Annotated in this window: 21 protein-coding genes; 12 read left to right on the top strand and 9 right to left on the bottom strand. The window is 69.4% G+C overall.

The window, feature by feature from the left end; genetic code table 11:
- The first annotated feature begins 109 nt into the window (after positions 1–109).
- From A9976_RS05745 to A9976_RS05725, 5 genes are all read left to right on the top strand, one after another.
- Positions 110–844: a c-type cytochrome gene (locus tag A9976_RS05745; protein WP_183018211.1), complete on the top strand. Its 735-nt coding sequence runs from the start codon at positions 110–112 to the stop codon at positions 842–844.
- A gap of 17 nt (positions 845–861) precedes the next feature.
- The gene (locus tag A9976_RS05740; protein WP_183018210.1) at positions 862–1,866 is read left to right on the top strand and encodes a c-type cytochrome; all 1,005 of its coding nucleotides are present in this window, start codon (positions 862–864) and stop codon (positions 1,864–1,866) included.
- 303 nt (positions 1,867–2,169) lie between these two features.
- Positions 2,170–2,790 (top strand): DUF2325 domain-containing protein, encoded by a 621-nt coding sequence (locus A9976_RS05735; protein ID WP_183018209.1) that lies wholly within the window; start codon positions 2,170–2,172, stop codon positions 2,788–2,790.
- Entirely contained in the window at positions 2,787–3,290 is a 504-nt protein-coding gene (gene fur / locus A9976_RS05730; RefSeq protein ID WP_183018208.1) for a ferric iron uptake transcriptional regulator, read from the top strand. The genes A9976_RS05735 and fur overlap by 4 nt, the downstream gene beginning before the upstream one ends.
- A complete protein-coding gene (locus A9976_RS05725) occupies positions 3,287–3,928 on the top strand; it encodes a nitroreductase (protein WP_183018207.1) in 642 nt (213 codons plus the stop codon). Before fur ends, A9976_RS05725 begins: the two co-directional genes overlap by 4 nt.
- A 67-nt stretch (positions 3,929–3,995) precedes the next feature.
- Here A9976_RS05725 and A9976_RS05720 read toward each other — a convergent pair whose 3' ends face one another.
- From A9976_RS05720 to A9976_RS05710, 3 genes are all read right to left on the bottom strand, one after another.
- Positions 3,996–4,883, bottom strand: a complete 888-nt coding sequence (locus tag A9976_RS05720; RefSeq protein ID WP_183018206.1) for a class I SAM-dependent methyltransferase — start codon at positions 4,881–4,883, stop codon at positions 3,996–3,998.
- 147 nt (positions 4,884–5,030) lie between these two features.
- Entirely contained in the window at positions 5,031–5,639 is a 609-nt protein-coding gene (locus A9976_RS05715) for a cysteine hydrolase family protein (protein ID WP_183018205.1), read from the bottom strand.
- A 227-nt stretch (positions 5,640–5,866) separates the two neighbouring features.
- The gene (locus tag A9976_RS05710; protein ID WP_088164484.1) at positions 5,867–6,373 is read right to left on the bottom strand and encodes a hypothetical protein; all 507 of its coding nucleotides are present in this window, start codon (positions 6,371–6,373) and stop codon (positions 5,867–5,869) included.
- A 133-nt stretch (positions 6,374–6,506) separates the two neighbouring features.
- Between A9976_RS05710 and A9976_RS05705 the strand changes: the two genes are divergently transcribed.
- From A9976_RS05705 to A9976_RS05695, 3 genes are all read left to right on the top strand, one after another.
- A complete protein-coding gene (locus A9976_RS05705) occupies positions 6,507–6,869 on the top strand; it encodes a hypothetical protein (protein WP_183018204.1) in 363 nt (120 codons plus the stop codon).
- Positions 6,870–7,049: 180 nt separating this feature from the next.
- A complete protein-coding gene (locus A9976_RS05700; protein WP_183018203.1) occupies positions 7,050–8,387 on the top strand; it encodes a hemolysin family protein in 1,338 nt (445 codons plus the stop codon).
- Positions 8,374–8,883, top strand: coding sequence for a hypothetical protein (locus A9976_RS05695; RefSeq protein WP_183018202.1), 510 nt, complete (start codon positions 8,374–8,376; stop codon positions 8,881–8,883). Before A9976_RS05700 ends, A9976_RS05695 begins: the two co-directional genes overlap by 14 nt.
- Positions 8,884–9,025: 142 nt before the next feature.
- Here the strand turns inward: A9976_RS05695 and azu are convergent, their stop codons facing one another.
- The 5 genes from azu to A9976_RS05670 form a co-directional block, all read right to left on the bottom strand.
- Positions 9,026–9,484, bottom strand: coding sequence for an azurin (gene azu / locus A9976_RS05690; protein WP_012206029.1), 459 nt, complete (start codon positions 9,482–9,484; stop codon positions 9,026–9,028).
- A 138-nt stretch (positions 9,485–9,622) separates the two neighbouring features.
- Positions 9,623–11,431 (bottom strand): ABC transporter ATP-binding protein, encoded by a 1,809-nt coding sequence (locus A9976_RS05685; protein WP_183018201.1) that lies wholly within the window; start codon positions 11,429–11,431, stop codon positions 9,623–9,625.
- Positions 11,428–13,260 (bottom strand): ABC transporter ATP-binding protein, encoded by a 1,833-nt coding sequence (locus A9976_RS05680; RefSeq protein WP_183018200.1) that lies wholly within the window; start codon positions 13,258–13,260, stop codon positions 11,428–11,430. Before A9976_RS05680 ends, A9976_RS05685 begins: the two co-directional genes overlap by 4 nt.
- Complete coding sequence (locus A9976_RS05675; protein WP_183018199.1) at positions 13,257–14,543, bottom strand: MFS transporter; 1,287 nt, start codon at positions 14,541–14,543, stop codon at positions 13,257–13,259. The genes A9976_RS05680 and A9976_RS05675 overlap by 4 nt, the downstream gene beginning before the upstream one ends.
- Before the next feature lie 10 nt (positions 14,544–14,553).
- Positions 14,554–16,638, bottom strand: coding sequence for a TonB-dependent receptor (locus A9976_RS05670; RefSeq protein WP_183018198.1), 2,085 nt, complete (start codon positions 16,636–16,638; stop codon positions 14,554–14,556).
- A gap of 96 nt (positions 16,639–16,734) precedes the next feature.
- On the opposite strand from A9976_RS05670, the gene A9976_RS05665 reads away from it, so the two are divergent.
- On the top strand, positions 16,735–17,679 hold the full coding sequence (locus A9976_RS05665; RefSeq protein ID WP_183018197.1) for an AraC family transcriptional regulator: 945 nt from the start codon (positions 16,735–16,737) through the stop codon (positions 17,677–17,679).
- 139 nt (positions 17,680–17,818) lie between these two features.
- Positions 17,819–18,085: a hypothetical protein gene (locus A9976_RS05660; RefSeq protein WP_183018196.1), complete on the top strand. Its 267-nt coding sequence runs from the start codon at positions 17,819–17,821 to the stop codon at positions 18,083–18,085.
- Positions 18,086–18,113: 28 nt separating this feature from the next.
- Here A9976_RS05660 and A9976_RS05655 read toward each other — a convergent pair whose 3' ends face one another.
- A complete protein-coding gene (locus A9976_RS05655; protein ID WP_183018195.1) occupies positions 18,114–18,824 on the bottom strand; it encodes an alanyl-tRNA editing protein in 711 nt (236 codons plus the stop codon).
- Between the two features lie 563 nt (positions 18,825–19,387).
- On the opposite strand from A9976_RS05655, the gene A9976_RS05650 reads away from it, so the two are divergent.
- On the top strand, positions 19,388–22,330 hold the full coding sequence (locus tag A9976_RS05650) for a DUF4132 domain-containing protein (RefSeq protein ID WP_183018194.1): 2,943 nt from the start codon (positions 19,388–19,390) through the stop codon (positions 22,328–22,330).
- A 70-nt stretch (positions 22,331–22,400) separates the two neighbouring features.
- Positions 22,401–25,397 carry a DUF4132 domain-containing protein gene (locus tag A9976_RS05645; RefSeq protein ID WP_183018193.1) on the top strand — a complete coding sequence of 999 codons (2,997 nt, stop codon included), beginning with the start codon at positions 22,401–22,403 and terminating at the stop codon, positions 25,395–25,397.
- The last annotated feature ends 7 nt before the right edge of the window (positions 25,398–25,404 follow it).

Below are 25,404 nucleotides of genomic sequence, written 5' to 3'. Positions count from 1 at the left end.
GCGCCTTGCGGGGCGGCGGCCGGTACCCCTATTCGATCCTGTCCGCCGCAGCCGTGCGCTCCTGGGTGCGTGGCGCGGACGCATGGCAGGGCAAATGCCTCTTCCCACGATGAACCGCAAGAACCAACAGACCCTGTCCCGGTCGTGCCTCGCCATCGGCATCTGCGTGCTGATGGGCGGCGCCTGGGCGCAAGACGCCGCGCCCAAGGCAGCAGCGCCCACGGCCACGGTACAAGGCAGTGCAGCAGCCGGCGAGAAGATCGCCCGGTCGGGCACGCCCCAGGGCGCGGCCGCATGCGCCACCTGCCACGGAGCCAAGGGTGAGGGCATGGCCGGTTTTCCGGCACTGGCCGGCCAGCATGCCGGCTACCTGGCCCGCCAGCTCCAGCACCTGGCCGACGGCAGCCGGCAGGCGCCCGTGATGGCGCCCATGGCCAAGGCCCTGTCGGCGCAGGACCGCGCCGATGTGGCCGCCTACTACGCCAGCCTGCCGCTGCCCATCCAACCCGTGCGCGGACCGTTGCCCAAGGGCAAGGACGATGACGGCGCCTGGCTGGTCGAGCGCGGCCGCTGGGCCGACGGCATTCCTGCCTGTGCCCAGTGCCACGGCCCTGGCGGCGTGGGCGTGGGAGCGGACTTTCCCGCCATCGGCCATCTGACGGCCGACTACATGCAAAGCCAGGTCACCGCCTGGAACAAGGGCCAGCGCGAGGCCGGCCCCCTGGGCCTGATGGGCAAGATCGCCCAAAAGCTCACCTCCGAGGACATACAGGCCGTGGCGGCCTACTACGCCCGCCTGCACGGCGCCTCCGCCACCACGGCCTCCGCGCCAGCCAAACCCTGATGGACCTGGAGCCGAACATGTCCGACACACCACACCAATCCGCCCCCTCCAGCTCCAACACCGCCGAGTACATCGTCGTCGCCTGCCTGTTCGCCGCACTGGTGAGTGCGCTGGGCTACGGCATGTACATCAGCCGCCCGGCCAGGCCCGATGTGCCGGTCACCGTGGCCGCTGCGCCCGCTGCTGCTGCCACGGCAAAGTCCGACGCCCAGCCGGTGAAGGCAGCTGCCGACGGCGCGGCCTTCGCGCCACCCGGTGCCCGCGACATTCCGGACACCCCCATGGGCGAGTGGATCCGCCGCGGCGAGGCCATCTTCCTGCGCACGCCGGCCAACGCCGTGGGCTTTTCGGGCAATACCCTCAACTGCGTGAACTGTCACCTGGACGCGGGCCGCCTCAAGGGCGCGGCGCCCATGTGGGGCGCCTATCCGCTGTACCCGGCCTACCGCAAGAAGACCAACCACGTGGACACCTTCGCCGAGCGCGTGCGCGGCTGCTTCATGTACAGCATGAACGGCAAGGCCCCCGACGACGGCCACGACATCCTCGTGGCGCTGGAGGCCTACGCCTACTGGATGGCCCAGAAGGCGCCCACGGGCGAGAAGCTGCCCGGCGCGGGCTTCACCAAGGTGGGCAAGGCCGCGCAGGAGCCCAGCTTCGAGCGCGGTGCCAAGGTCTACGAGGCCAAGTGCGCGCTGTGCCACGGCGCGCAGGGCCAGGGCCAGGAAGCGGGCGGCGTGACCGTGTTCCCGCCGCTGTGGGGCAAGCAGTCCTACAACTGGGGCGCGGGCACGCATGAGGTGGACAAGGCCGCCAGCTTCATCAAGGGCAACATGCCCTACGGCAACCCCACGCTGGATGACCAGGAGGCCTGGGACGTGGCCACCTACATCAACAGCATGGAGCGCCCCCAGGACCCGCGCTTCACCGGCAACGTGGCCGAGACGCGCAAGCAGTTCCACGACACGCCGTTCTCGCTGTACGGCACCGAGGTCAACGGCCGGCTCCTCAAGGGTCTTTGAGCGGATCGGAAGGGCAACGGCAGGCCGGGCGCAGGCCTGCGTTGCTGTACAGGGCAGGGTGCTGAAGGGCGCCCTGCAAGCGCATTTGCGTCGGTGCGGCCTTTGCACCAGACGGCGTACGGTCATCGGTTTGACGGCCGGCATTTCATGATTTAATAAGAATCATTCTCACTGATTTGCCAGCGCATCCGGCTTGCACCGCAGCACACCGCCTTGTCGGCAAGCCAGGCCCGTGCCGCACGGGGCCATGCGCAATGGCCTTCGCGCGATCACCGCGCGATGTTCAGGTTTGCCGAGGAAACCATGACCCAGACCTTGGACGACATTCAGCAACTGGCGCACGAGCATCAGGTGCTGCTGCGTGGCTACGGCCACGCCCAGTTGCGCAGCAGCGAGCTGCTGTGCCTTCAAGCCCAGGAAATAGAGAGGCTGCAAAGGCTGGTGATCCGCCAGCGTGCGGCCTTGATGGCCAAGGAAACCCAGCTGCTGTGGGCGCGCGAGGAGCGCGAGGCGCTGGAAAAGGCCATTCCCGGTCTCTCGCGCCGCGTCACATTGGCACGGCGCGTGGAGTCGCTGCTGGCGCGCGTGCAGGACCTGCTGCGCGAGCGCGCACGCTGGCAGCGCCAGACGGCCGCGCCCGTGGCACAGCCCGCCATGCCTGCTGCAGCCGCAGACGCGCTGGAGCCCGAGCAGGACGCCGAAGCCTTCGAGGCCAGCCTCAGCGAGGCCGATCTGGTGATCTGCCAGACCGGCTGCCTGAGTCACGGCGAGTACTGGCGCGTGCAGGACCATTGCCAGCGCACGGGCAAGACCTGCGTGCTGGTGGAGCAGCCCGATGCGCTGCGCATCGTCCGCATACACCGGGGTGCCGAAGGCGGCGACAACCCCGCCATGACACTCACACACGGAGACACCACCGCATGAAACGCCGCAAGATGCCCCTGAGCCCGGGCGGAGAACCCGAACTGCGCAGCGTGGGCCTGAAGGCCACGCTGCCGCGCATGCAGGTGCTGGAGATCTTTCGCCAGAGCGAGTCGCGCCACCTGCACGCCGAAGACGTGTTCCGCCTGCTGGCCGAGCGGCGTGCCGAGGTGGGCCTGGCCACCGTCTACCGCGTGCTGTCGCAGCTGGAGGCGGCGGGCCTGCTGCTGCGCCAGACCTTTGAAAGCGGCAAGGCGGTGTTCGAGCTCAATGAGGGGCCGCACCATGACCACCTGATCTGCCTGCAGTGCGGACGCGTGGATGAATTCAGCAACGACCACATCGAGGCGCTGCAGCACCAGGTGGCCCAGGCCCACGGCTACCGCCTGGCCGACCACCGCCTGGCCCTGTACGGCCATTGCGGCGCGTGCTTGCAGCTGCAACCCGAATCACCGGCACAGCCCATGCAGGCAAGACAGCCTGCGCTGCAGGACAACGGATGAGCACCAACGACAGATCCCTGACCCCCGAGCAGCGCGCCGCGCTGGACCTGCTGATGTCGCGCCAGTCGCGCTGGCCGCTGCAGGAGCCGGCGCCCGGCCCCGGTGTGATCGACACCGTCATCGACGCCGCCTTGCGCGCGCCCGACCACGGGCAACTGCGGCCCTGGCGCTTCGTGCTGGTGCAGGGCGATGCGCGCCATGCGCTGGGCGAGGTATTCGTGCAGGCCGCCAAGGCGCGCGATCCCCAGGCCGACGCCGAGCGATTCCGCGCCAAGGCCCTGTCTGCCCCGCTGATCATTGCGCTGGGCGTGCACCTGCAGCCCGAGCACAAGGTGCCTGAAAGCGAGCAGCTGCTGGCCGGTGGCGCTGCCGCCATGAACATGCTCAATGCCTTGCACATCCTGGGCTTTGGCGGCTTCTGGGCCAGCGGTGCCAACAGCCACGATGCCCGTGTGCGCGAGGCCCTGGGATTCGAGCCCCATGACCGGCTGGTCGGCCTGCTGTATGTGGGCACGCCCGTCTCGGCAGGCCGCGAAGCCCTGCGGCCGCCGCGCAACCGCTTTGTGCGCGAATGGCAGCCCGGGCAAGACCTGGTGCAAGGCCTGGCCCTGTCCTCCAGCGCGGCCGACGAAGGCTGATCCCGCTTCCCTGAAACAAAGATGCCCGGCTTGACCGGGCATCTTTCGTTGCGGCTGCGCAATCGGCCTATGGCGCCGTCTCGACCGACTTCAACTGGTAGATGGCATAGAAGTGCACGCCAAAGGTCCAGCGGAAGGCCGGGCCCAGCAGCGAGAAGGGCAGGTCGTAGCTTTCCATCACCGGGTGCACGGCCACCAGCTGCAGGCGGGGATGGGCTTGCGCCAGATCGGCCTCGCGGCGCAGGCCCCAATGGAACTGGGCCTGGGTGAGCCGGACCGAAGGGTGCTGGCTGGCGTGCCCGGTGGCCAGCCAGCACATGGCGTCGAACACCAGTTCCGAGCCCGGCGGGCTGTGCTGCGCAAACGCGGTCCACAGCGCCTGTATCTGCGCTTTTTGCAGGTACATGGAAACGCCTTCGGCCATCATGAACACCGCAGGCCCTGACCTGTCGGCCGGCAGTCCCAGCCGTTGCCACCAGTCGGCGTCGGCCAGGTCGAACTCGCGGATCTGCTGGCGCTCCGATTGCCGGGGCAGCAACTGCCTGCGCAGTGCGACCACCGGCCCCAGGTCCGCATCCGTCATGCGCATCTGTCCGTTGTCCAGCCATTGGAAATAGTCGCTGAGGCCGCAGCCCAGGTTCACCACATGGCCCTGCGGCTGGCGCTGGAGAAAGTCCTGCGCCAGCGCGCGAAAGCAGTGCGTGCGCGCCAGCACGCCATAGATGCTCTGCCTGTCCTGAAGCCAGCGGCTGCCGTCGTCGCCCAGCTGGGTCAGGGTGTCCAAGGCATGGGCGTCACTGACGGCCATGCCGGGAAACAGCCGGTCGCCCAGGGCGCGGGCGGTCAGCGGAATGCGCAGCGTCTCGCTGACGTCGGACAGTTTTTCCTGCCGGGGCGTGGGGGGCGGCGCATCGGTGAAAGCCGGGCCGGCCGACGGTGCAAGAGGTTCGGACATTGCTCGCTCCTGTGGTGCGCTGCAGGCCAGCATGCCAGGCCTGCGCACGTCATGAACAAGTTAGCGGGAATCATTCATATTGGTTGGATGCAAGGCTGCCACGGCACGACCCGCGACGCTGCCAGGGCCATCATGCGCGAAGTCCGTTCAGAACCGGCAGTCCGCAGTCTGTATCAGTTGCGCAAAGGCACCGCCCAGCGTGCGGTTGTGGTGGCCGATGATGAGCTCGGCCTGCAGCAGCGGCGAATCGGTGGTGGTATGGGCATCCGCCACCAGCACCGGGCGGAAACCCAGGCCGGCTGCGGCACGGCAGGTGGTGTCCACGCAGAACTCGGTCTTCATGCCGGCGATGACCAGTTCGGCAATGCCGGCTTCGGCAAGCCAGGCGGCCATGCCGGTGCCCTGGAAGCAGCTGGGCCGTGTCTTGTCGAAGACGCGGTCCCGCTGCGCATCGATGCCCAGCTGCGGCAGCAGTTGCGTGAGCGGGCTGCCGGGGGCGATCGGCGAGCCTGCAGGGCCGGTGTGGCGCGCGGCGAAGATGGGCGCGCCGGCTTCACGGGCGCGGGCGATCAGTTGTCGGGTGTTCGCCAGCACGCGGTCCTTGTCGAACGGCGCATCGCTGCCGTTGAAAAGACCTAGCTGCATGTCGATGACGAGCAGGGCACGCCGTGGGCCGTCCGGTACGGCCGTCGAGGAGGGGGAGGAAGCTGCGGACGCGACGGAAGGGGTGGAAGGGGCGGAAGCGGGAATCTGCATGAAGTCTCTCCGGTGATGCCCTGGATGCACGGAGAAACGCAAAGGCCCCGTCCATCGTGGGCGGGGCCTTGGGGGATGGTGGCTGCCTTGCGGCGCTCAGGTATCCGTCCACGGTCCGCCGTTGGCGGTCGTGGTGGTGGTCGTGAGGCGGTGCGTGGCAAAAACCATCCGCGCATCCTGAGGCCGGCGCTGCGGCCTGTCAACCCTTGCGTGTGCGGGTCTGGCCCTCACGACTTGTTGACCTTGTGGTCCTCGCCCTTGGCTTCTTCCATGGCCTCGGGCTCCAGTTCCTCGGCGGAGCGATTGAGGTGGATGAAGGCGCCCCAGCCCAGCAGCAGGACGCCCACGGCGCTGACCAGGGCGGCGGGATAGAGAAGGTGGGCCGGCTCTTCCTGCGTCTTGAAGGCAGCGACCAGGGCCTCCACGGCCAGGGCGACGACCAGCACCACCAGAAAGCGCGAGAGAAAGCGGCGCACGCGCGTGGGGCCGCTGATGTGGGCTTCGCGTATGACCTCCTCTTCGGTGATGGTCTGGGCGATCTGCAGTGCAACCACGCCGGAGGCCAGGATGCCCAGCGCCTCGACGATGCGCAGGCCCGATTCGCCATCCACGCCATGCGCCATGGCGTTCCAGCCCTTCAGGCCCGCGATCCAGAGCAGGGCCATGGCGGCCAGCGAAAACAGCAGCGCGATGAGTGCGTGCAACACGGTGAAAAGGGTATGGATGGCTTTCATGGCAGAAGGCGGAGAGTGGGCCGTGGCGCATGTTTCCACGGCGCAGGCGCGCCGCTTGTAGGAAGCGGCGAACAGCGTTGGACAGGCGGCCTGCCTGTCTGCGGGTCACGGGCATGGATAGAATCCGGGGACCATGCCCAGATGGTTCATCGCGGTTTTCTCCCTGCACTTCGTCGTCAGCGTGGCCTTGTCCACGCTGGGGCTTGCGCCATGGCGCGCCCTGCCGCACGAGCCATGCGAGCCGCCCGGTGTCCACCCGCGCGCCGCCTGCGCCGGCCCGGAGCGCGTGGCGGCGCCCCGGGTGGACACGGCCTCCCTGCTCGACGACTTCGACCACGCGCTGATGGACGACCAGCAGGACCTCCCCGATGTCGTGCATGCCGTGGACGGCATGCCGGCACCCCGCCTGCAGGCGGGGCGCCACATCACCGCCAGCCTGCGCGAAGGCCCGTGGCGCAGCCTGGCCCCGCCCGACCGGCCTCCCCGGGCAGGCTGATCCCACATTGCCGTTTTTCTGACCTGCAGTGCCCTGCGCCTGCGGTACCTCTGCCGCTTCCGGCCCCTGTCCTGAATGCCCGGCTGCCTGGCCGGCCCCTGGCTTTCCTTCTTCCCGGACCCATCGCCGCATGGGCCCTTTCTGCCGCAGCTGCGGCTCCCGGTTCCCACAACACGCATCATGGAAATTGCCATACTTTTTGCGCTGATCCTGCTCAATGGCGTCTTCGCCATGTCCGAGATCGCGCTGGTGACGGCGCGCAAGGCGCGCCTGCAAAAACTCATTGACGAAGGCGATGCCGGCGCCGCCGCCGCCGCGCAGCTGGGGGCCGACCCCACGCGCTTTCTGTCCACCATCCAGATCGGCATCACCTCCATCGGCGTGCTCAACGGCATCGTCGGCGAGGCCGCGCTGGCCGCCCCGCTGGCCGAGTGGCTGCAGCGCATGGGCGTGCCCGCACCCTATGGCGGCTACACGGCCACGGCGCTGGTGGTGGTGTTGATCACCTACTTCTCCATCGTCGTCGGCGAGCTGGTGCCCAAGCGCATCGGCCAGACCTACCCCGAGACCTTTGCGCGCCTGATCGCACGCCCCGTCAACTGGCTGGCCCATTTGACCAAGCCCTTCGTGGTGCTGCTGTCCGTGTCCACCCATGCGCTGCTGCGCCTGCTGGGCGTCAAGGAAAACAGCGGCAGCGCCGTCACCGAGGAAGAAATCCACGCCATGCTGGCCGAAGGCACGACGGCCGGCGTCATCGAATCGCACGAGCACACCATGGTGCGCAATGTGTTCCGCCTTGACGACCGCCAGATCGGCTCGCTCATGGTGCCGCGCAGCGACGTGGTCTGCCTGGATGCCGATGCGTCGTTCGAGGACAACCTGCGCGTGATCGAGCAGTCCGACCATGCGCGCTTTCCGGTGGTGCGCGGCGGCATGGACTCCATCATCGGCGTGCTCAACGCGCGCCAGTGGCTGTCGCGCGCGCTGCAGGGCAAGGAGCAGGGCCTCACGGACCAGCCCATGCAGACCGCGCTCTATGTGCCCGAGACCATCACCGGCATGGAGTTGCTGGAGAGCTTTCGCCTGTCCGACGTGCACATGGCCTTTGTGATCGACGAGTACGGCGAGGTCCAGGGCATCGTCACCCTGCAGGACCTGGTGGAGGCCATCACGGGCGAATTCCAGCCCCGCGATCCGCGCAACTCCTGGGCGCTGCAGCGCGAGGACGGCAGCTGGCTGCTGGACGGCCACATTCCTGTGCCCGAACTCAAGGACCGGCTGGAGCTGGCCACCGTGCCCGAGGAAGAGCGCGGCCGCTACCACACGCTGGCCGGCATGGTCATGCTGCTCACGGGCCGGCTGCCGCGTGTCACCGACACCGTGCAATGGGAGGGCTGGCGCTTCGAGGTGGTGGACATGGACGGCAAGGCCATCGACAAGGTGCTGGCCATGCGCGTGGACGTGTCGCTGCAGGTGCCGGGTGATGAAGACGGCGGTGCGGCCCATGCCGTGCGCTGAACGCCGGGGCCCGCGCGGCGCATGGAAACTGCTGGCATGCGCGGCGGCCGTGGTCTTCATGGCCGCCTGCCTGGACGGCGTGCAGGGCTACCCGCAGCAGCAGGCGCCCATCATCAGCCCCTACGACATGACCCAGGAGCAGCGGCTGGCCGAAATGAACCTCATGGGCGCGGCCGGCCATGCCGACCATCGCTGGACCTACGAACTGCGTCCCGGCTGCGTGCTGCGCGTGGACCTGGACGGCCCGCAGGGCCCCAGGCCTTCGCATGACATTGCGCTGCTGGGCAGCGTGGTGGCCGTCACGGCACAGCGCGAACGCGGCAGTTTCCGCGTGGAGCTGCAGCCCGGCGACGGCCTGCAGGCCGCGCGCTCCCTGGTGCTGGAAAGCGCCAAATGGGCCGACGCCAGCTGGACCCAGCTGCTGCTGCGCCTGATGCAAAAGGGCTGCGTGGAAATGCAGGGCCGCCCGCATGGAAGGGCCGCAAGCCGGCACTGACACTGGCGTTCAAGGCGGCATCGCCATGGCACGGAGCGCGGCAGGCAAGCCGCTTTGCGCGCCCTTGAAAACAAAAGGCGGCACCGAAGTGCCGCCGGTTTGAACGCGGGACGAGAGCCCCGCGCCAAGGCAGATCGCCGGCTTACTTGGCCAGCGTCAGCGTGCCCTTCATCAGCGCGGAGTGGCCGGGGAAGGAGCAAAAGTAGCTGTAGGCCTCGCCGGCCTTCAGGGCAGCGGTGGAGAAGGTCACGGAATCGCTCTCGCCGCCGCCGATCACCTTGGTATGGGCGATCACGCGGGCATCCTTTTCCTTCACGAAGTCCTTGGCGGCGCCGGCGGCGATGCCGTCATTGGCCACGGGCTGCAGGTCGGCCGTCTTGCTCAGCACCCAGTTGTGGCCCATGGCAGTCTTGGGCAGCTTGCCCACATGCTTGAGCTTGACCGTGAACTGCTTGCAGCTGGCGGGCACGCTGATGGTGGGCTTGTTGAACTGCATGGCGTCGTTGCCTTCGATCTCGACGGCGCAGTCGGCAGCCAGCACAGGGGCGGCGACGGCGGTCATTGCGAGGGCCAAGAGGACGGGCTTCCATTGCTTTGCCATTGTTTTCTCCTTGAAAAGCGGGTGAGGTGGCTGGCATCCGAGGGCCATGGACCGGCAGGCGGCCTGTCGCCATGGATGCTTTGTATGGCTGCCTCTAGCATAGACAGGATCTTGGCAGGCGGGTTGATTTGAATCAATTCAGTCCGGTTCAGAGACTTGTGCTTGACGGAGCAATAGTGCGTTGCTCATGCCGTGCTCAGGCCCTGCTACGCGCCAGCGCGCCGCCTGCTCCTGGCATCGCCACAGCCGCGCATAGAGACCCTGGCGCTCCATCAACTCGTCGTGCCGCCCCTGTTCGACCAGCCGCCCTTCGTCCATCACCAGGATGCGGTCGGCCGAGCGTATGGAACGCAGCCGGTGGGCAATGACCACCACGGTGCGGCCACGCGCCAGCTGGCTCAGGGCCTGCTGTATGCCGGCTGCACAGGAGGCGTCCAGGCTGGCCGTGACCTCGTCCAGCAGCAGGATGGGGGCATCCTTGAGCAGGGCGCGCGCAATGCTGATGCGCTGGCGCTCGCCGCCCGACAGGCGGGCGCCGTTCTCGCCCAGGGGCGTGTCGTAGCCCTGGGGCAGTTCCATGATGAAGCCATGGGCGCCGGCCTGGCGGGCCGCCCGTTCCACGGCCGCGCGTGGCGCGTCCGGCCTGCCCAGCGCGATGTTGTCGTGCACCGAGCCTGAAAACAGCATCACCTCCTGGAACACCATGGAGACCTGGCTGTGCAGTGCCTGGCTTCCGATGGCCCGCAGGTCGTGGCCGCCGATGCGGATGGCGCCACCGTCCACCTCCCACAGCCGCGCGATCAGGTGCACAAGGGTGCTCTTGCCCGCTCCGCTGGGACCCACGATGGCCGTGACCTCGCCCCCGCCCAGGGTGCAGCTGATGCCGTGCAGCACGGGCGCTCCGGGAGCATGGCCGAAGACCACCTGGTCGAACACGATGCCGTGCGTGTCCGGCACTGCGGGCCGGGCGGGCTCGGGCAGGCCGCACTCGGCCAGCAGTGCGCGCAGGCGGCCCAGTGACTGGCGCGCGAAGCGCAGCTGCATCATGGCCAGGCCCACTTCGTAGAGCTGGCGATAGACCGCAAGCGCGAGCACGGCCAGCAGCAGCAAGGTCGTGCCGTCCAGGTCATGGCCCAGCCTTTGCGCGCCCCACCACACGGCCAGCGCAAAGCCGGCCTCGACCGCAAAGCCGAACAGCACCATCAGCGGCGCGGGCCACAGCTCGATGGCCAGCGCCTGGAGGCGCATGGCGTCCAGCGCCTTCGACAGGCGCTGGAAGGCCAGGCCGCCGCTGCGGCCCCCGAAGGCCCGCACCACGGCAATGCCCTGCACATAGTCCAGCACCTCGGCCTGGCCGCGTGCATTGGCGGCCTGCAGCCGGGCGGCCAGCCCGGTCAGCAGGTGCTGGGCGAACACCAGCAGGCCGAAGGCCGGCGGCAGCGAGGCCGCAACGGCCAGGCCCAGCTTCCAGTCCAGCGCCACCAGCAGCACCGTCACCAGCAGCGGCACCAGCAGGCCACCAAAGAACACGCCCAGAAAGTGCGCCCAGATGTCCTCGACCACGAGCAGGTCGCTCACCAGCGAGCCCGCCAGGCTGCCCGTGCGCTGCCCGGCGTACCAGCCCAGCGGCAAGGTCCTCAGATGGTCGGCCAGCCGCAGCCTGGCCCGGCCCATGGTGGCGTAGGCTCCTGCAAACGTGCTGGGCATGGCCTGGCGCGCGCAGGCAATGCGCGCGGCCAGGCAGGCCAGCAGGCCCAGGGCCACGGTGGCGATCTGGCCGCTGGCAAGGCGGTCCTGCAGCAGCCCGTTCAGCAGCCACCACAGCAGCAGATAGGGCAGGGTGCTGAACACCGACTCGGCAGCCGCCCAGGCCAGGCCACGGCGCAGGCGCGGATCGGGCCGGCCACCCGCCAGTTCCTGGCCGGCGCGCATCAGTTCGCGGATCATGGCCGTTCTCCTTTTTCTGTCATTTCCTCTTCTGCCGTTTCTTTGAATGGTGGCTCTTCGGCGGGCCGCAGCTGCCAGCCGGCGCTGCGCTGCTGGTCATCCCACAGCTGGCGGTACAGCGGGCAATCGGCCAGCAGGGATGCGTGCCGGCCCTGGCCGACGACGCGGCCACCATCCAGAACGACGATGTGGTCCGCCTCGGCCACGGTCTGCAGCCGGTGGGCAATCATCAGCACCGTGCGACCGCGGCAGGCCTGGCTCAGCGCCTGCTGGATCAGCAGTTCGCTCTCGGCGTCGGCATGTGCCGTGGCCTCGTCCAGCAGCAGGATGGGTGCGTCGCGCAGCAGGGCGCGCGCGATCGACAGCCGCTGGCGCTCACCGCCCGACAGCCGCGCGCCACGCTCGCCCAGTGGCGTGTCCCAGCCCTGTGGCAGCCGCTCGATGAAGTCCAGCGCGCGTGCCGTGCGGGCCGCCTCGCGCAGTGCGGCATCGCTGGCATCGGGCCGCGCGATGCGCAGGTTGTCGCGCACGCTGCCGTGAAACAGATGTACTTCCTGGAACACGATGGCAATGCGTGCCAGCAGTTCGTCCTGGGGCCAGTCGCGCACATTGCGGCCGCCCACGCGCACGCTGCCTGCCGTAGCCTCGGCCAGGCGCGGCACCAGGCGCGCGACCGTGCTCTTGCCCGCACCCGAAGGGCCGACCAAGGCCGTCACGCGGCCCGCCGGTGCCTCGAAGCGAATGCCGTTCAGCACGCCGGCCTGCTCATAGGCGAAGTGCACGTTCTCGAAGGCGATGCCGTGCAGCGCCTGCCGCGCGGGCAGGCTGGGCATGGCCAGCTCCGTCGGCTCGGGCAGCACTTCGGCACGCAGCACCTCGTCCATGCGGGCCAGGGCCGGGCTGCGCCTGGCCTGCTCGCCAAAGGCAAAGGTCAGGCGCAGCAGCGGCTGCAGCACCACGGGGGCGACCAGCAGGAACAGCACGACGGTGGCCGTGTCCACCTCGCCGCTCGCATGCAGCCATGCGCCCAGCGGCGCGACGATGACCAGGTTGGCCGACAGCAGGGCCATGAAGGCCGCCCAGCCGCCCGCCGATTCGGCCGCATGGCGCTCCACCCACTGCACGGCGGCATCGATGGCCTGCGAGAAGTCGCCGAAGGCCCGCGCGTCCAGCCCGAAGACCTTGACCACGGGCATGGAGCGCAGGTACTCGACGATCTGCGTGGAAATGCGTTCCTGCACGGCATGCCACTGCTGCATGCGTTCCTCGGAGCCCCTGAGCATGTGGGCCTGGTATGCCAATGCTACTGGCAGCGGTGCCAGCGAGGCCAGGGCCAGGCGCCAGTCGGCCAGGAACAGTAGCGCCAGCGCGGCCAGTGGAGCCGCTGCGGCGGCGGCCGCGTCAGGCAGCATGTGGGCCAGAAAGCCCTCCATGGATTGGCTGTCGTCGATCACGGTCTTGCGCAGCGCGCCGCTGCCCCTGCGCGCAAAAAAGCCCAGAGGCACCTGGGACAGGCGGTTTGCCATGGCCAGGCGCAGCCGGTACAGCACGGCAAAGGCGCCCCAGTGGGCAAAGCCGTGCGACAGCGCCATCAGCAGCCAGCGTGCCATGACCAGCAGCAGGGCCTGCGTCGCCAGCGCACGGATCTGATCCGCATCGGCCTGCGGCGCCGCCAGTTCCAGCGCAATGCGGTAGAGCATCCAGAAGGGCGCCAGCGACAGCGCTGTCGAGGCCACGGCCAGCAGTGCGGCCAGCGACAGGGAAATGGGCGCCATGCGCACCAGGGCCACGAAGCCCAACGGGCGGGAACGGTCGGGGCCGGCCTTCATCGCGGTGCATCCTGCTGCAGCCGGATGCGTGGCAGCGCGGCCCAGATCAGCAGCAGCACGGCCAGGCCTGCGGCCCAGGCGGCGGCAAAGGCCCAACCATAGCCCTGGCTGGCGCCCAGGCTGCCAATGGCGCCGGCAGCCGCGGCATTGGCCAGGCTCTCGCAGCACTGCATGGCCGTGTAGTCGGTGCCTGGCCGCTCGGGCGAAGCCCAGTTCATGAACAGCGCCCAGATGGCCACATACATGGCGCCTGCCGCGACGGACTCCATGCCGAAGGCCAAGCACAGCAGCGGCAGATTGCGCACGTCCAGCAACTCCATGGCCCAGGTCGTTCCCAGCAGTGCCGTGGCCAGTGCGCAACTGAAGGCCACGGCGCGTCGGTTGCCCAGCCGGCGCACCAGCGCAATGCCCAGCAGCACGCCGCCGGCGGCCGTGGCCAGCAGCTTCAGCGTCTGCAGCAAACCGATCTGCGACAGGCTCAAGCCCCGGTCCACCAGCCAGGGCTGGGCCAGCGTCTCCACGGCCGTGCTGGCGAACTTGAACACCAGGGCCAGCATCAGCGCCCAGGCCAGATCCGAATGGCGGCGCAGATCGCGCAGACGGGCGGGTGGCGGCCTGTCGCCGCCGCCCGGGGCCGCCCGGTTCGGCGATGCCGATGCCCAGCGCGTATCCAGCGCCAGCGGCAGGTACAGCGCCAGCGGCAGGTACAGCGCCAGCATCAGGGCGGCCATGCCGCCCATGGCCGCCTGCCAGCCCCAGCGGTCCACGACCATCAGCAGGCCGCCGCCGCCGACCAGCATGCCCGCGATGAAGCCCGCCACCTGGATGGCATTGGCCGGCCCGGCGGACCTGCCCTGCAGCCGCGCCACGGCATAGGCATTGGTGGCAATGTCCTGCGTTGCCGCCAGCGTATTGAGCGCGAGCACGGCGGCCAGCGTGGCATGCAGGCCCTGAGAGGGCGGTAGCGCGATCAGCGCCAGGCAGGCCAGCACGGCCAGCGCCTGGGTGACGCCCACCACGCGGGCATGGCCCCAGCGTGCGCAGGCGTTGTCCACGGGCGCAGCCCATAGGAACTTCAGCGCCCAGGGCAGAAAGGCCAGGCCCACCAGGCCCACTTCTGCCACGCCATGGCCGCCCTGGCGCATCAGCGTGCCCAGCGCGTGAAAGGCCAGACCTGTGGGCAGGCCCTGGGCCGTGTACATCAGCGCCAGGGCGCGGTACTCGGTGGCGAGCGAAGCTGGGGTGGCCGGCAAGGCCATGCCGGCTTGATCGATGGGATTCATGCCGCCGCCCTCAGAAATCGACCGAGGCGCGCACGCCCAGGGTGCGCGGCGCGCCGGCCACGACGGTGCGGGCATCGAGCGCACGCACCAGGTATTTCGCATCGCCAAGGTTCTTGCCGTACAGGCCCAGCGTCCAGCGGCCTGCGCGGAAGCTCACATGGGCATCGACCAGGGTGTAGGCCGCGTTGGTCACCGTGCTGTCGGGATACAGGGCCGAGCTGCCCACGCGGCGCACGGACACCCCGGTCTCCCAGCCGTCGGCGGGCTTCCAGTTCAGCGCCAGGCCGAAGCTGTGGCGCGGCGTGTTGGGAAACTGCCGGCCCGCAAAGTCCTCGCCGCCCTTGACGTAATCGTCGTACTGCGCGCGCACCCAGCCTGCGCAGCCCCGCAGTTCCAGGCCCGCAGTCGGCCGAAGCGCGGCATTCAGCTCCACGCCCTCGCTGTGGGAGCGGCCCGCGTTGCTGACCAGGCTGGCGCCGCCTGCGCCGATCACCACCACCTGCTGGTCACGCAGCCGCGTATGGAACACGGTGGCGCCCAGGTCCCAGCGGTTGCCCGCGCCGCGCATGCGCCAGCCGGCCTCCACATGGTTGCCGTACTCGGGCGCATAGGGCGTGGCCGCGGAGGAGGGCGTGTAGGCATAGAGATTGAAGCCCGAGGCCTTGTAGCCGCGTGCCAGAGTGAGCCAGGCGAATTGTTCCGCAGCCGGGGTCCACTCCAGCGTCAGGCGCGGCAGCCATTCGCTGTCGCGCACGCGCAGGCCGTCGATGCGGTCGGCGCTGGTGTAGGGCGTGTCGGGCACGCCGTCGCCGTCGCTGTCGAAATAGCCGCTCTGGTCGCTGGCCCAGTCCATGCGGCGGCGGTCCTGCTCCAGGCGCAAGGCGCCGGCCAGCCGCCACCGCTCTGCAAGGCGCCAGCCCAGCTCGCCGAACACGGCGGCCGTGGCACCGCGCACGCGTGCCGTGGTCTCGCTGCGCATGTAGCCGGGCACCTCGAACAGGTAGGGCGCGGACTTGTCCATGCGCGAGGCATAGGCGCCCGCCATCCAGTCCAGGCCGCCGACCGGGGCCGACGCGCTGGACAGCCGGGCTTCGGCACTGAACTGCCGTGTGCGGCTGTCGAAGCCCGAAGGCCCGCCGTACTGCGACAGCGGCATCCAGTAGTTCCAGTGCGCCTCGGTGGCGCCCAGCGTGATGGCCAGGCGCTGGCCACCGCGCAGCGCGCGCTGGTACTCGCCCGTCAGCAGCGTGTAGTCGGTGTCGCTGCGCCCGGCATCGCTGGCCGCGGATTCATGGGCGTGCGCCTGGGCTGTCGACACGAAGAAGTCATTGCCGCCCTCGCGCCTGGCATGGTGCAGCCCCAGTCGCCATTCGCCGCCCGCCCCGTCGGTATGCAACAGCTTCAGCCGTGCGAAGCGGCTGCTCCAGCCCGCCGTGTCGCTGCGGCCCAGCGCGCGGTTGTCCACATGGCCATCGGCATCTTCGCTACCCAGCGACAGGCGCAGGCCCGTGCGCTCGCCCAGCGGCATGTCGAAGGCCGCGCTCGCGCGCCGGCGGTTGCCGCTGCCGTAGTCGAACTGGGCCGATCCGCCCCATTGCAGGCCCGGGTCGCGCGTGCGCAGCGAAACCAGGCCACCCATGCTGTTCTGGCCATACAGCGTGCTCTGCGGGCCACGCAGCACCTCGATGCGATCCAGGTCGAACAGCGTGCCCAGCGCATTGCCGTAGACGGGAACGCCGTCGATCAGCACGCTGGTGCTCAGGCTGTCGGACTCGTCGTCGGAAAAGCCCAGTCCGCGCAGCGACAGCGTGGGCGTGCTGCCCGTGAAGTCCGTGAAATAGACGTTGGGCAGCTGCTGGGCGACATCGGCCAGCGACTGCAGACCCTGGCGCTCCACGGCCTGCCCATCGACCAGGTCGATGCTGGCGGCCGTCTGCAGCAGCGTGCGCTCCTGCTTGGTGGAGCGCACGACGACGGAGTCCAGTACGGCGGTGCCGTCCGGGTCCTGCTGGGCGCGGGCACCGCAGGTGAAGGCGCCGCCGGCAAGCGCCAGGCACAAATGGGCGGTCAGTGGCCGCATCGAGGTCGAAAGCATGGTCATTCCAATGGTTTGCGTGCAACGATGCTAATAATTCTCATTAAGATCCTGTGCTCCAGGAGGGAGCGCTCGTGCTCAGCGAAGGAGTTTTTGATGCCAGACATTCCCGTGGTCGATGTGGCCGGCCATTTGCCGACGGACCTGATGCAACGCCCCGAGCTGTGGCCGGCCGGCCCGCAGCGCAGCGGTGCCCATACCAATGCGCAGGGACTGTCGGCCTTCGCCAGCCGCAGCGAGTACGCCAGTCCGATAGCCATCACCGTGACCGATTCCGAGCATAGGCTGCACCTGTCGGTCTGGCTCAGGGACGGCGTGGATGTCGATGCCGAGGGCTTGCGCATGCGCATCGAGGGACGGCAGACCGTCGCGGGCTTCATGCCAGGCGCACGCTGGACCACGCGCTTCGTGGGCGAGGCCCATCATGTGGGCCTGCTGCTGCACCCCGAGTGCCTCAAGGCCCTGGCTGGCGAGGAGGGCGAGGCCTTCTTCGACGCCTTGCGCCGGGACGGCGGCCTGCGCGTGGCCGCAGGCGACGCCCGCACGCTGCGCGCGGCAAGGGAACTGGAGGAGGTGCTGCTCGCGCCCGACCGGCTGGCCCTGCTGCGCGAGGCCAAGAGCCTGGAGCTGCTGGCCTGCCTGATCGAGGACTGCCGGCGCCAGGCCAGCCAGGCAGGCACGCTGCCGCGCCAGGCGCGCGAGCGGCTGCAGCACGCGCGTGATCGCCTGCTCAGCGACATCGCCGATCCGCCCACCCTGCAGCAACTGGCCGACGAATGCGGGCTCAACACCTTCGCGCTCAAGCGCGGTTTCAAGCAGTTGTTCGGCGAGCCTGTGTTCGTGCTGTTGCAGCGCGAACGCATGCGCAGGGCCTGGGAGCTGATCGCCGTGGGCGGCATGTCGGCAGCAGAGGCCGGCAGCCAGGTCGGCTACTGCAACATGAGCCATTTCGGCGCCGCCTTCCGGCGTGCGCATGGCATGCTGCCTGGGGAAGTACGCCGGCGGTCGCGCGTTGCGGACATGGGGCTGGCCGATGGCTGAAGTCCGGGTGCAGGGATCGGCTGATGTGCGATGCCTGCATTTTTTTCCATTTCTCCCGCAGACGCTTCGTGCATTTTGTTACGATAGCGGCAGTCTATAGGGGAAATTTATGAGAGTTACTGTTTTCATAGGTGCAGCCATGGGTGTCATTTTTCTGCTGGCCGCGTTCTTTGTCAGCGGAGCGCCGCAGGAAGCGGCGCTGGCGGGCATGGCCTGCGCCAGCGCCATCATTCCCTATGTGCTGTTCAGGCTGCAGTCGGTCGCGGTGGAGCAGCGGCAGCGCCAGGAGATCATCGACCTGCTCAAGCAGGGCCATGGCCCGATGCATGGCGCAGTGCCCGGCCATGACGCGCCGCAAGACCAAGGCACGGGCGGCCTTGCCACGCCCAGGACCTGGATGTCCTGAGATGGGCAACAGGTCCTGAGCGCCGGTCTCAGGTGAACTGCACCACCACACGCCGGTTGGTGCGGCTTTTCTTCTCGATCCTGGTGACGGCCACCGTGCCGATCTCGGCCGTGCTGCGCACATGCGTGCCACCGCATGGCTGGCGGTCCAGGCCGGGGATGTCGATGATGCGTATCGTCGCCGTGCCGCCCGGAGGCGCCGCGCCTGCGGTGCGCACCAGGTCGGGCTGGGCGGCCAGCTGCGCTGGGGTGATGCGGTCCACGCTCACCGCATGGCCGGCAGTGATCATGGCGTTCAGGCGCTCGGTCAGGTCGGCCTTGTCCAGCGTGGACTCGGGCAGGTCGAAATCGAGGCGCGCCGAGTCGGGCGAGATGCTGCAGCCCGTCATGGGCACAGGCACCAGCACGCCCAGCAGGTGCAGGCAGGTGTGCAGGCGCATCAGCCGGTGGCGCCTGTCCCAATCGATGGCTACCTGAACGCGCTCGCCCACCTGGGGCGGGGCATCGGTCTGCAGCACATGCAGGATGCGCTGACGGTCATCGGCATAGACGGTGTCGATCAGGGCCAGGCTGCGGCCATCGGCCAGGGTCAGCGTGCCGGTGTCGCCGGCCTGGCCGCCGCTGCGGGCATAGCAGACCGTGGCATCGAGCTCGATGCCCTCGGCGCTGACGGCCGTCACGGTGGCTTCGCAGCGGTCCAGGTAGGCGTCGTCGTCAAAGAGCTTGTGCGTCTGGGGCATGGGGTGTCTCCGGGGTCCTGGTTGTTGGGTTGGGGGCTTCAGCGCAGGGCGCACAGGCCCTGGGCGATCTCCATCTGGTGGCATGGGAGCCGCCGGCCCGGGGTGCAATGCCCCGTAGGTCGGCCGCATGCCGGGCGCTGCGGTCCAGACCGGCTGCGGCGGCGATGAGATGGTCAGGCTCCAGTGTCATGGCGCGGTCCATGGTATCGGCGGCATGGCGGGGCCGGGCAGTACGCCTGGGCGAAAAGCCCCCAGTACAGTCCATGGCCCGCAGCGGCGGCAGTCGCCTGCTTGACAGCCTGTCAAGTGGCGGTGCCCGCGACCTGACAAGTCCGGCGCCCGCGCCGCCTGCGTGCCGGGGAACAATGGCGCAGCCCTTGCCGATGGCGCTACAGATTTTTCCGAAGCTGACGACATACGCAGGGCATGAATCTGTGAGTTTTCCGAGGGACTGTCCGGATGGATCAAGAGCTTTTGCTTCCGACCGGTGCAGGCTCCACCCCCGTCTCCATCCCGGCAGGCCCTGGTTTGCGGCTGCCCACATTGTTCATCTCCTCATCCCCATGAGCACTACCGATCTTCACGCGGCTTCCCTGAGCGATCTCTATGACCGGCTGCATGAAGGCCTCAGCGACGAGGCCTTTGCCGCCGAACTCGACGCCCGCCTGCATGACGGGCGGGCCGACGAGGTCCGCACCTTCCTGCGCGACTGCGAGGAGCGTTGTCTCAACATCCTGGGGCATCTGAGCGGCAGCGACGCACCCTGGTCGCGTGACGGCGATCGCTGGCTGGCTTTTGCGCGGCTCACCGTGCCGCGCGGCCATGTGCTGTCGGGCCGCAGCGAGGAGCTGACCAATGCCCATGTGGCTGCCGAAGTGCGCGTGCTGGCCGAGCAATGGCTGGCCCACGCCCGCAGCGCCGACCTGCCTGTGTACAAGGGCATAGGCTTGGTGCTCGGCAGCCTGCTGCCCTGGCTCAGCTATCCCGGCATGCCCTATGGCGAGGTGACGTCCACGCTGGACTGGGCGCTGGTGCTGCGCGAGGAGGCCGGGTTCCGCCGCAACCATGAGTACCACGCGGCCTGGAAGCCCCTGGTCGCCCAGCTGAACGATGCCGACCTGCTGCGCTACGCCGCCGTGGGCGGCAAGCTGTTCGACGATGTGCTGGACCACTACCGCAACGAGCGCCAGCCCATGCAGCCCAAGGGCCAGGGCTGGAAGGACTGGCTGCCTTTCTTTGCCGAGCATCCCCAGCTCTTCGACAAATCCTACATAGATGATCCCGACCTGATCGGGCAGCGCTGGGCCAGTGCCGGCGCGCCCCGGCGAGAGGAACTGGCCGCGCTGCTGCTCAGCCAATTGACCTACTCCCAGCGCGCCGAGCGTACGAGCGCATTGCAATTGCTGGACCGCCTGGTGGCCGAGGATCCCGCGCCCTTTGCCAAGCAGCTGCGTGAGAATGGCCGCTACCAGATCAGCCTGGCGCTGGCCATGCATGTCATGAAGCAGGACGATGCCGCCTTGCTGCCCCTGCTGCTGCCCGCCATGGCCCAGCGCTGCGACCGCGAGGACGAGCTGCGCCGCTACCGCAGCGTGATCCGCGAACTGGTGACCCGCCGCCCGGCCGATCTGGCCGAGGTGCCTGTCAAGGACCTGGTCAATGTGCTGCCCGTGCTCGACACCGCCAGCCTGAAGGCCGCGATGCCTGCGCTGACCGCCATCATCACCGGCAGCAGCGCCAAGGGCCTGCGCGCTGCCATGGCCGGCCTGGCCGCCCATATTCCGCTGGCCAGCTTGGTGGATGCCGGCTGGCTGAACAAACCGCCCAAGAACCTGCTGCTGACCTGCCGCGACGTGCTGCTGGCCCACCCCGACACCGCTGTCGGTCCCTTGCTGGCGCAGTTGCTGGCCGGCGGCAAGCTGGATGCGGCCTCGGCCAGCAGCGTGCAGCAGCGGCTGCAGCAGTTGGGCCTGACAGGGCAGGGCGCCTCGGCATCGGATGAAAGCCAGGCAGATGCCGCATCGCCAGCGTCTGCCGCTGGCGGCGTGGACCTGGAAGCCCAGCTCGCTTCCATCAAGCGCCTGAGCGCGGCCATCAAGCCCTTCGATACGCCCGAGCTGCTGGCGCTTTGTGCGCCGCTGTCCGAACACGCGGCCCGCGTGCTGCTGCATGTGTCCGCCATTGCCGAAGGCGGCCTGCCGCCGCTGGCCGGCGAGCTGCTGGCGCGCATTCCGGCCGACAACCGTGCCCGCCTGGCGCTGGCCCTGGTGCAGCAATGGATTGCTTCCGAGGGCGAACCCAAGCAGCGCTGGGCGCTCAGGCTGCTGCCCGGCCATGCCGATGACCGCGTGGTCGATGCGCTGGTGTCCGCCGTCCAGGCCTGGAACCGCCCGCGCCTGCAGCGCGCGGCCGCCGCCGTCGAGCATCTGGGCGAGGTGGACAGCCTCTACGCTCTGCTGCGCGTGCAGGAGATCTCCGAGTCGCGCTCGCTCAAGGACCAGGTGCAGCGCACGGCGCGCATCGCCCTGCGCGCTGCCGCCGCGCGCAGGGCGATGCGCGTGCCCGAACTTTTCGACGAGCTGACGCCGGACTTCGGCCTGGGCCAGGGCCTGACGGTCACGGTGGGGCCGCAGAGCTACCGCGTGGAGCTGCAGGGCGATCTGAGCCTGCGCGTCATCAACGACAAAAACAAGGCCAGCAAGACCATTCCTGCGGTCAAGGACGAGGCGCTCAAGCCCGAATGGGAGGCGGCCACCGCGCAGCTCAAGACCCTGGCCACCAGCCTCAAGACCGTGGTCAAGCAGCAGGCGCCGCGCATGCTGGCCGCCCTGGTCAGCGGCAAGCGCTGGCCGCTGGATCGCTGGCAGCGGCTGTTCGTGGCTCACCCGCTGCTGCGCATCGTGGGGCGCAGCCTGATCTGGCGCGCAGAGGATGCGCCGGGCCTGGCGCGCACCAGCTTCCGCCTGGCCGAGGACTTCTCGCTGGTCGATGTGGAGGATGAAACCGTGGCCCTGCCGGCTGGCTCCAGCATCAGCCTCTGGCACCCGGCCACGGCCCAGCCCGGCGAGCGCGAAGCCTGGCAGGCCTACATGGCCGACTATGAGCTGGAGCCCCTGGTTGACCAGCTGGGCGCCTGCGCCGAGCAGCCCGCGCCAGGCCAGTTCAAGAACGGCATGCTGCTGCCGCCTGCGCCGATCACGCTGGCGCAGGAGCAGCTTGGCGGCCTGCTCAAGAAGTTCGGCTACCGGCCCGGCCCCGTGGGCGATGGCCCCAGCATCAATGAGCATGTGTGGCGCCTGCCCGCGCTGGAGCTGAGCCTGGAGCTGTCGCATGGCTATTTCCCGCCCTACCTGGATCTGGGCCTGCCCGTGGCCGTGGAAGGCCTGCGCGTGCACGACCTGAGCAAGGAATACGGGGCCAGCGCCGACCCGGCGCGGCTGCCCAAGCCGCTGCTGGCCACGCTGCAAGGCCAGTGGCTGGCCCTGGCGGCCAAGGCGGCAGCCTGAGCCTTTGTGAACCTTTGCTCCCTTGAAACGTTGGCCGCCCGACCGCCCATCACCCAAGACTCCACAGACCATGAGCAACAACGAGACAGCAGCGCTTCCCCTGCAGGCTTTGTACGAACTGCACACGGCCGCGCCGGCCGGGCGCGAGGGCATGCCGGCCTTTGCCGCCGAACTGGCAAAGCGCCTGGCCCAGGGGCGCGATGCCGAGGTGGCGGACTTCCTGCGCGACAGCAGCAGCCTGTGCCAGGAGCGGCTGCACCAGTTGCCCGGCGAGCATGCGCCCTGGCAGCGCGACCACGCGCTGTGGCTGGCGCTGGCGCGCATCAGCCTTCCGCTGGGACAGTTCTATGGGGGCAACTCGGGCGTGCCCCGGCGCAGCGCCGAGCTGACGGCCGAACTGACGGCACTGGCCCGCGCCTGGCTGGATGACTGGGGCAGCCGCAGCCACCAGCCCTGGAGGCTGCGCGATGGCTACGACCTCGTGCTCAGGCAGGTGTTTGGCGTGCTGGGCCATGAAGGCATGTCCAGTGCCGAGATCACCGGCCTGCTGCGCTGGGCGCGGAAACTGAGCGCAAAGGCCGGCATTGCGCCCGGCGCGCAGTACTACTGCCAGTGGCAGCACCTGCTGCACCAGCTGCCCGAGCCCGAACTGCTGGCCATGGCCATCGAGGACGGCGGCGGCCAGCTCAGCCGCGACATCGTCCAACGCCAGCTGCCGCTGCAGCGCACGCGGCCTGCAGCGCAGCGCTGGGCGCTGTGGCGGGATTTTTTTGCGCAATTGCCCGCCATGCTTGACCAGCTGCGCCTGCCCGAGCCGGTGCTGATCGCATCGCGCTGGGAGACGGCCGAGGCCGCGCGCCGCGACCTGCTGGCCCAGGACCTGTTCAAGGCCTTGTGCTTTGCCTCCGAAGAAGACTGGCCGCATGACCGTGCCCTGGTGGAGCGCATGCTGCAGACCGATGCCGCACCCCTGGTCGCCTGGTTCAGGCAACTGGGCCACCTGGCGATCAATCCCGCCGTGGCGCAGCGGCTGTGGGAAGCCCGGTGGACGGCCCTGCTGCCGCTTCTGTTGCCGGCCTGCGCAGACGGCTGCAAGCACGAATCCGACCGCGCCGGCTACGCTTCCGTGGCCGAGACCTTGCTGGCCGATCGCCCTGGCGACCTGGCCCGGCTGGCCGCCGGCCCGCTCACGCACCTGCTGCCCGCGCTGCGCGTGGACACGCTGCAGCGGCTGCTGCCGCAACTGGGCAAGGCCGCCTCCGGCAGTGCCTCCAAGGGCTTGCGTGCGGCGCTGGCACAGGCGCTGTCTGCCTTGCCCGTGGATGCGCCCCAGGCCGCCGGCTGGCTGGCCAAGCCCAACAAGAACCTGGTGCTGGCCTACCGCGATGTGCTGGTGGCCCATCCTGATCCGGCGTCCGGCAGCCTGCTGTCGGCATTGCTGGCCGGTGGATTGCTGGATGCGGCCGAGCAAGGCCCGGTGCAGGCGCGCCTGAAGGATTTGGGTGCCGCAGCCCCGGCTGCGGACGCAGCCAGGCCACCTGCCGGCGAGGCCGCGCCAGCTGGCAGCGATGGTGCCGACTCTCTGGCAGAGCTTGAAGCCCAGGCCGCCAGCCTGCAGCGTCTGTCGCCCGCCATTGCCGCGCTGGACCAGCCGGCGCTGCTGGACCTGCTCGCGCCCCTGTCCGCCCAGGCCGCGCGCGCGCTCCTGCACCTGGCGGCCACCAGCCCGCAGGAGCTGCCTGCGCTGGCCCATCAACTTCTGGCCCAGGCCAGCGCCGAGAATCGCGCGCGGCTGGCCCTGGCCCTGGTCCAGCACTGGGTGGCTGCCGATGGCGCGCCCGAATCGCGCTGGGTGCTCAAGCTGCTGCCCGGCGCGGCGGACGACCGCATCGTCGATGTGCTGTCCTCGGCCGCCCTGGCCTGGCACAAGACGCGCAAGGAGCGCGCCGTGGTCGCGCTGCAGCAGCTGGGCCGGCTCGACACCGTCTATGCCCTGTCCTGCGTGCAGGCCCTGGCCACCGGCAAGACGCTCAAGCCCAGCGTGCTGGCCGCCGCGCAGGCCGTGCTGGCCGGGGCCGCCGTGCGGCGCGGCATGGCGCTGGCCGACCTCGGCGACGAGCTGACGCCGGACTTCGACATGGGCCGGGGCGTGCAATTGCAGGTGGGCGCGCAGACCTATGACGTGCTGCTGCAGGGCGACCTGTCGCTGCGCCTGCGCACGCCGGCCGGCAAGCTGGTGCGCAGCCTGCCGGCCCTGGCCGACGAGGGCCTGCGCACGGAGTGGGATGCGGCCGCCGCGCGGCTCAAGACGCTGTCCAAGGGCATCAAGGCCGTGCTGCAGCAGCAGGCGCCGCGCCTGCAGTCCTGCCTGATGCTGGGCCGGCACTGGCCGCTGGACACCTGGCGCCGCCTCTTCCTGGAGCACCCGCTGCTGCGCGTGGTGGCACAGGGCCTGGTCTGGCGGGTGGAGCCCGCGGCCGGCCAGCCGTTCAGCCTGCGCATTGCCGAGGACCTGTCCCTGGTCGATGCCCAGAGCGATGCGGTGCAACTGCCGGCCGAGGGCCGCATCGCCCTGTGGCACCCCGCGCAGGCCACCGAACAGGAGCGTGCGCAGTGGCGCGAATGCCTGGCCGACTACGGCCTCAAGGCCCTGATCGAGCAGGTCGATGCGCCCGCCGACCTGCCGCTGGCCAGCCAGTGGCAGCAGGAACTGCTGCAGCCCCTGGCACCGATACGGCTCACGCAGCAGGCGCTGGACGGCCTGGCAGGCCCATGGCGCTTTCATGCCGGCCCCGTGTGCGATGGCCCCGGCATCTACCTGCACCTGCGGGACTTTGCCGTGCAGCGCTGGCGCGTGGAACTGCTGCACAGCGCGGCCATGCCGTACTACGAGCCCGGCCATGAGATCGACATCGAAGGCTTTGCCCTGCGCGACATGGCCGCCGACCGCCTGCTGCCACCGGCCGAATGGCCGCTGCCGCTGCAGGCATCGCTGTGCAGCATGCTCCAGGCCCTGGCCGCGCGCGCTGCGGGCGCGGCAGCCACAGCGGCTGCAGCCCAGGTTTGACTCCCTC

This window comes from Delftia sp. UME58 (assembly GCF_014170385.1).
In the GTDB taxonomy this organism is placed as follows: Bacteria; Pseudomonadota; Gammaproteobacteria; order Burkholderiales; family Burkholderiaceae_C; genus Comamonas; species Comamonas acidovorans.
Note: the sequence above shows the minus strand (reverse complement) of the source record. Positions and strands in the feature narration are given on the sequence as shown.

Excerpts from the sequence above, each read along its gene's own strand:
- A9976_RS05645 (WP_183018193.1), top strand. The coding sequence starts at position 22,401 with ATGAGCAACAACGAGACAGCAGCGCTTCCCCTGCAGGCTTTGTACGAA.
- A9976_RS05705 (WP_183018204.1), top strand. The coding sequence starts at position 6,507 with ATGCCCAGATGGTTCATCGCGGTTTTCTCCCTGCACTTCGTCGTCAGC.
- A9976_RS05700 (WP_183018203.1), top strand. The coding sequence starts at position 7,050 with ATGGAAATTGCCATACTTTTTGCGCTGATCCTGCTCAATGGCGTCTTC.
- A9976_RS05670 (WP_183018198.1), bottom strand. The coding sequence starts at position 16,638 with ATGCTTTCGACCTCGATGCGGCCACTGACCGCCCATTTGTGCCTGGCG.
- A9976_RS05740 (WP_183018210.1), top strand. The coding sequence starts at position 862 with ATGTCCGACACACCACACCAATCCGCCCCCTCCAGCTCCAACACCGCC.
- A9976_RS05680 (WP_183018200.1), bottom strand. The coding sequence starts at position 13,260 with ATGAAGGCCGGCCCCGACCGTTCCCGCCCGTTGGGCTTCGTGGCCCTG.
- A9976_RS05725 (WP_183018207.1), top strand. The coding sequence starts at position 3,287 with ATGAGCACCAACGACAGATCCCTGACCCCCGAGCAGCGCGCCGCGCTG.
- A9976_RS05665 (WP_183018197.1), top strand. The coding sequence starts at position 16,735 with ATGCCAGACATTCCCGTGGTCGATGTGGCCGGCCATTTGCCGACGGAC.
- A9976_RS05715 (WP_183018205.1), bottom strand. The coding sequence starts at position 5,639 with ATGCAGATTCCCGCTTCCGCCCCTTCCACCCCTTCCGTCGCGTCCGCA.
- A9976_RS05685 (WP_183018201.1), bottom strand. The coding sequence starts at position 11,431 with ATGATCCGCGAACTGATGCGCGCCGGCCAGGAACTGGCGGGTGGCCGG.
- A9976_RS05735 (WP_183018209.1), top strand. The coding sequence starts at position 2,170 with ATGACCCAGACCTTGGACGACATTCAGCAACTGGCGCACGAGCATCAG.
- A9976_RS05660 (WP_183018196.1), top strand. The coding sequence starts at position 17,819 with ATGGGTGTCATTTTTCTGCTGGCCGCGTTCTTTGTCAGCGGAGCGCCG.
- A9976_RS05675 (WP_183018199.1), bottom strand. The coding sequence starts at position 14,543 with ATGAATCCCATCGATCAAGCCGGCATGGCCTTGCCGGCCACCCCAGCT.
- A9976_RS05710 (WP_088164484.1), bottom strand. The coding sequence starts at position 6,373 with ATGAAAGCCATCCATACCCTTTTCACCGTGTTGCACGCACTCATCGCG.
- A9976_RS05745 (WP_183018211.1), top strand. The coding sequence starts at position 110 with ATGAACCGCAAGAACCAACAGACCCTGTCCCGGTCGTGCCTCGCCATC.
- azu (WP_012206029.1), bottom strand. The coding sequence starts at position 9,484 with ATGGCAAAGCAATGGAAGCCCGTCCTCTTGGCCCTCGCAATGACCGCC.
- fur (WP_183018208.1), top strand. The coding sequence starts at position 2,787 with ATGAAACGCCGCAAGATGCCCCTGAGCCCGGGCGGAGAACCCGAACTG.
- A9976_RS05655 (WP_183018195.1), bottom strand. The coding sequence starts at position 18,824 with ATGCCCCAGACGCACAAGCTCTTTGACGACGACGCCTACCTGGACCGC.
- A9976_RS05695 (WP_183018202.1), top strand. The coding sequence starts at position 8,374 with ATGCCGTGCGCTGAACGCCGGGGCCCGCGCGGCGCATGGAAACTGCTG.
- A9976_RS05650 (WP_183018194.1), top strand. The coding sequence starts at position 19,388 with ATGAGCACTACCGATCTTCACGCGGCTTCCCTGAGCGATCTCTATGAC.
- A9976_RS05720 (WP_183018206.1), bottom strand. The coding sequence starts at position 4,883 with ATGTCCGAACCTCTTGCACCGTCGGCCGGCCCGGCTTTCACCGATGCG.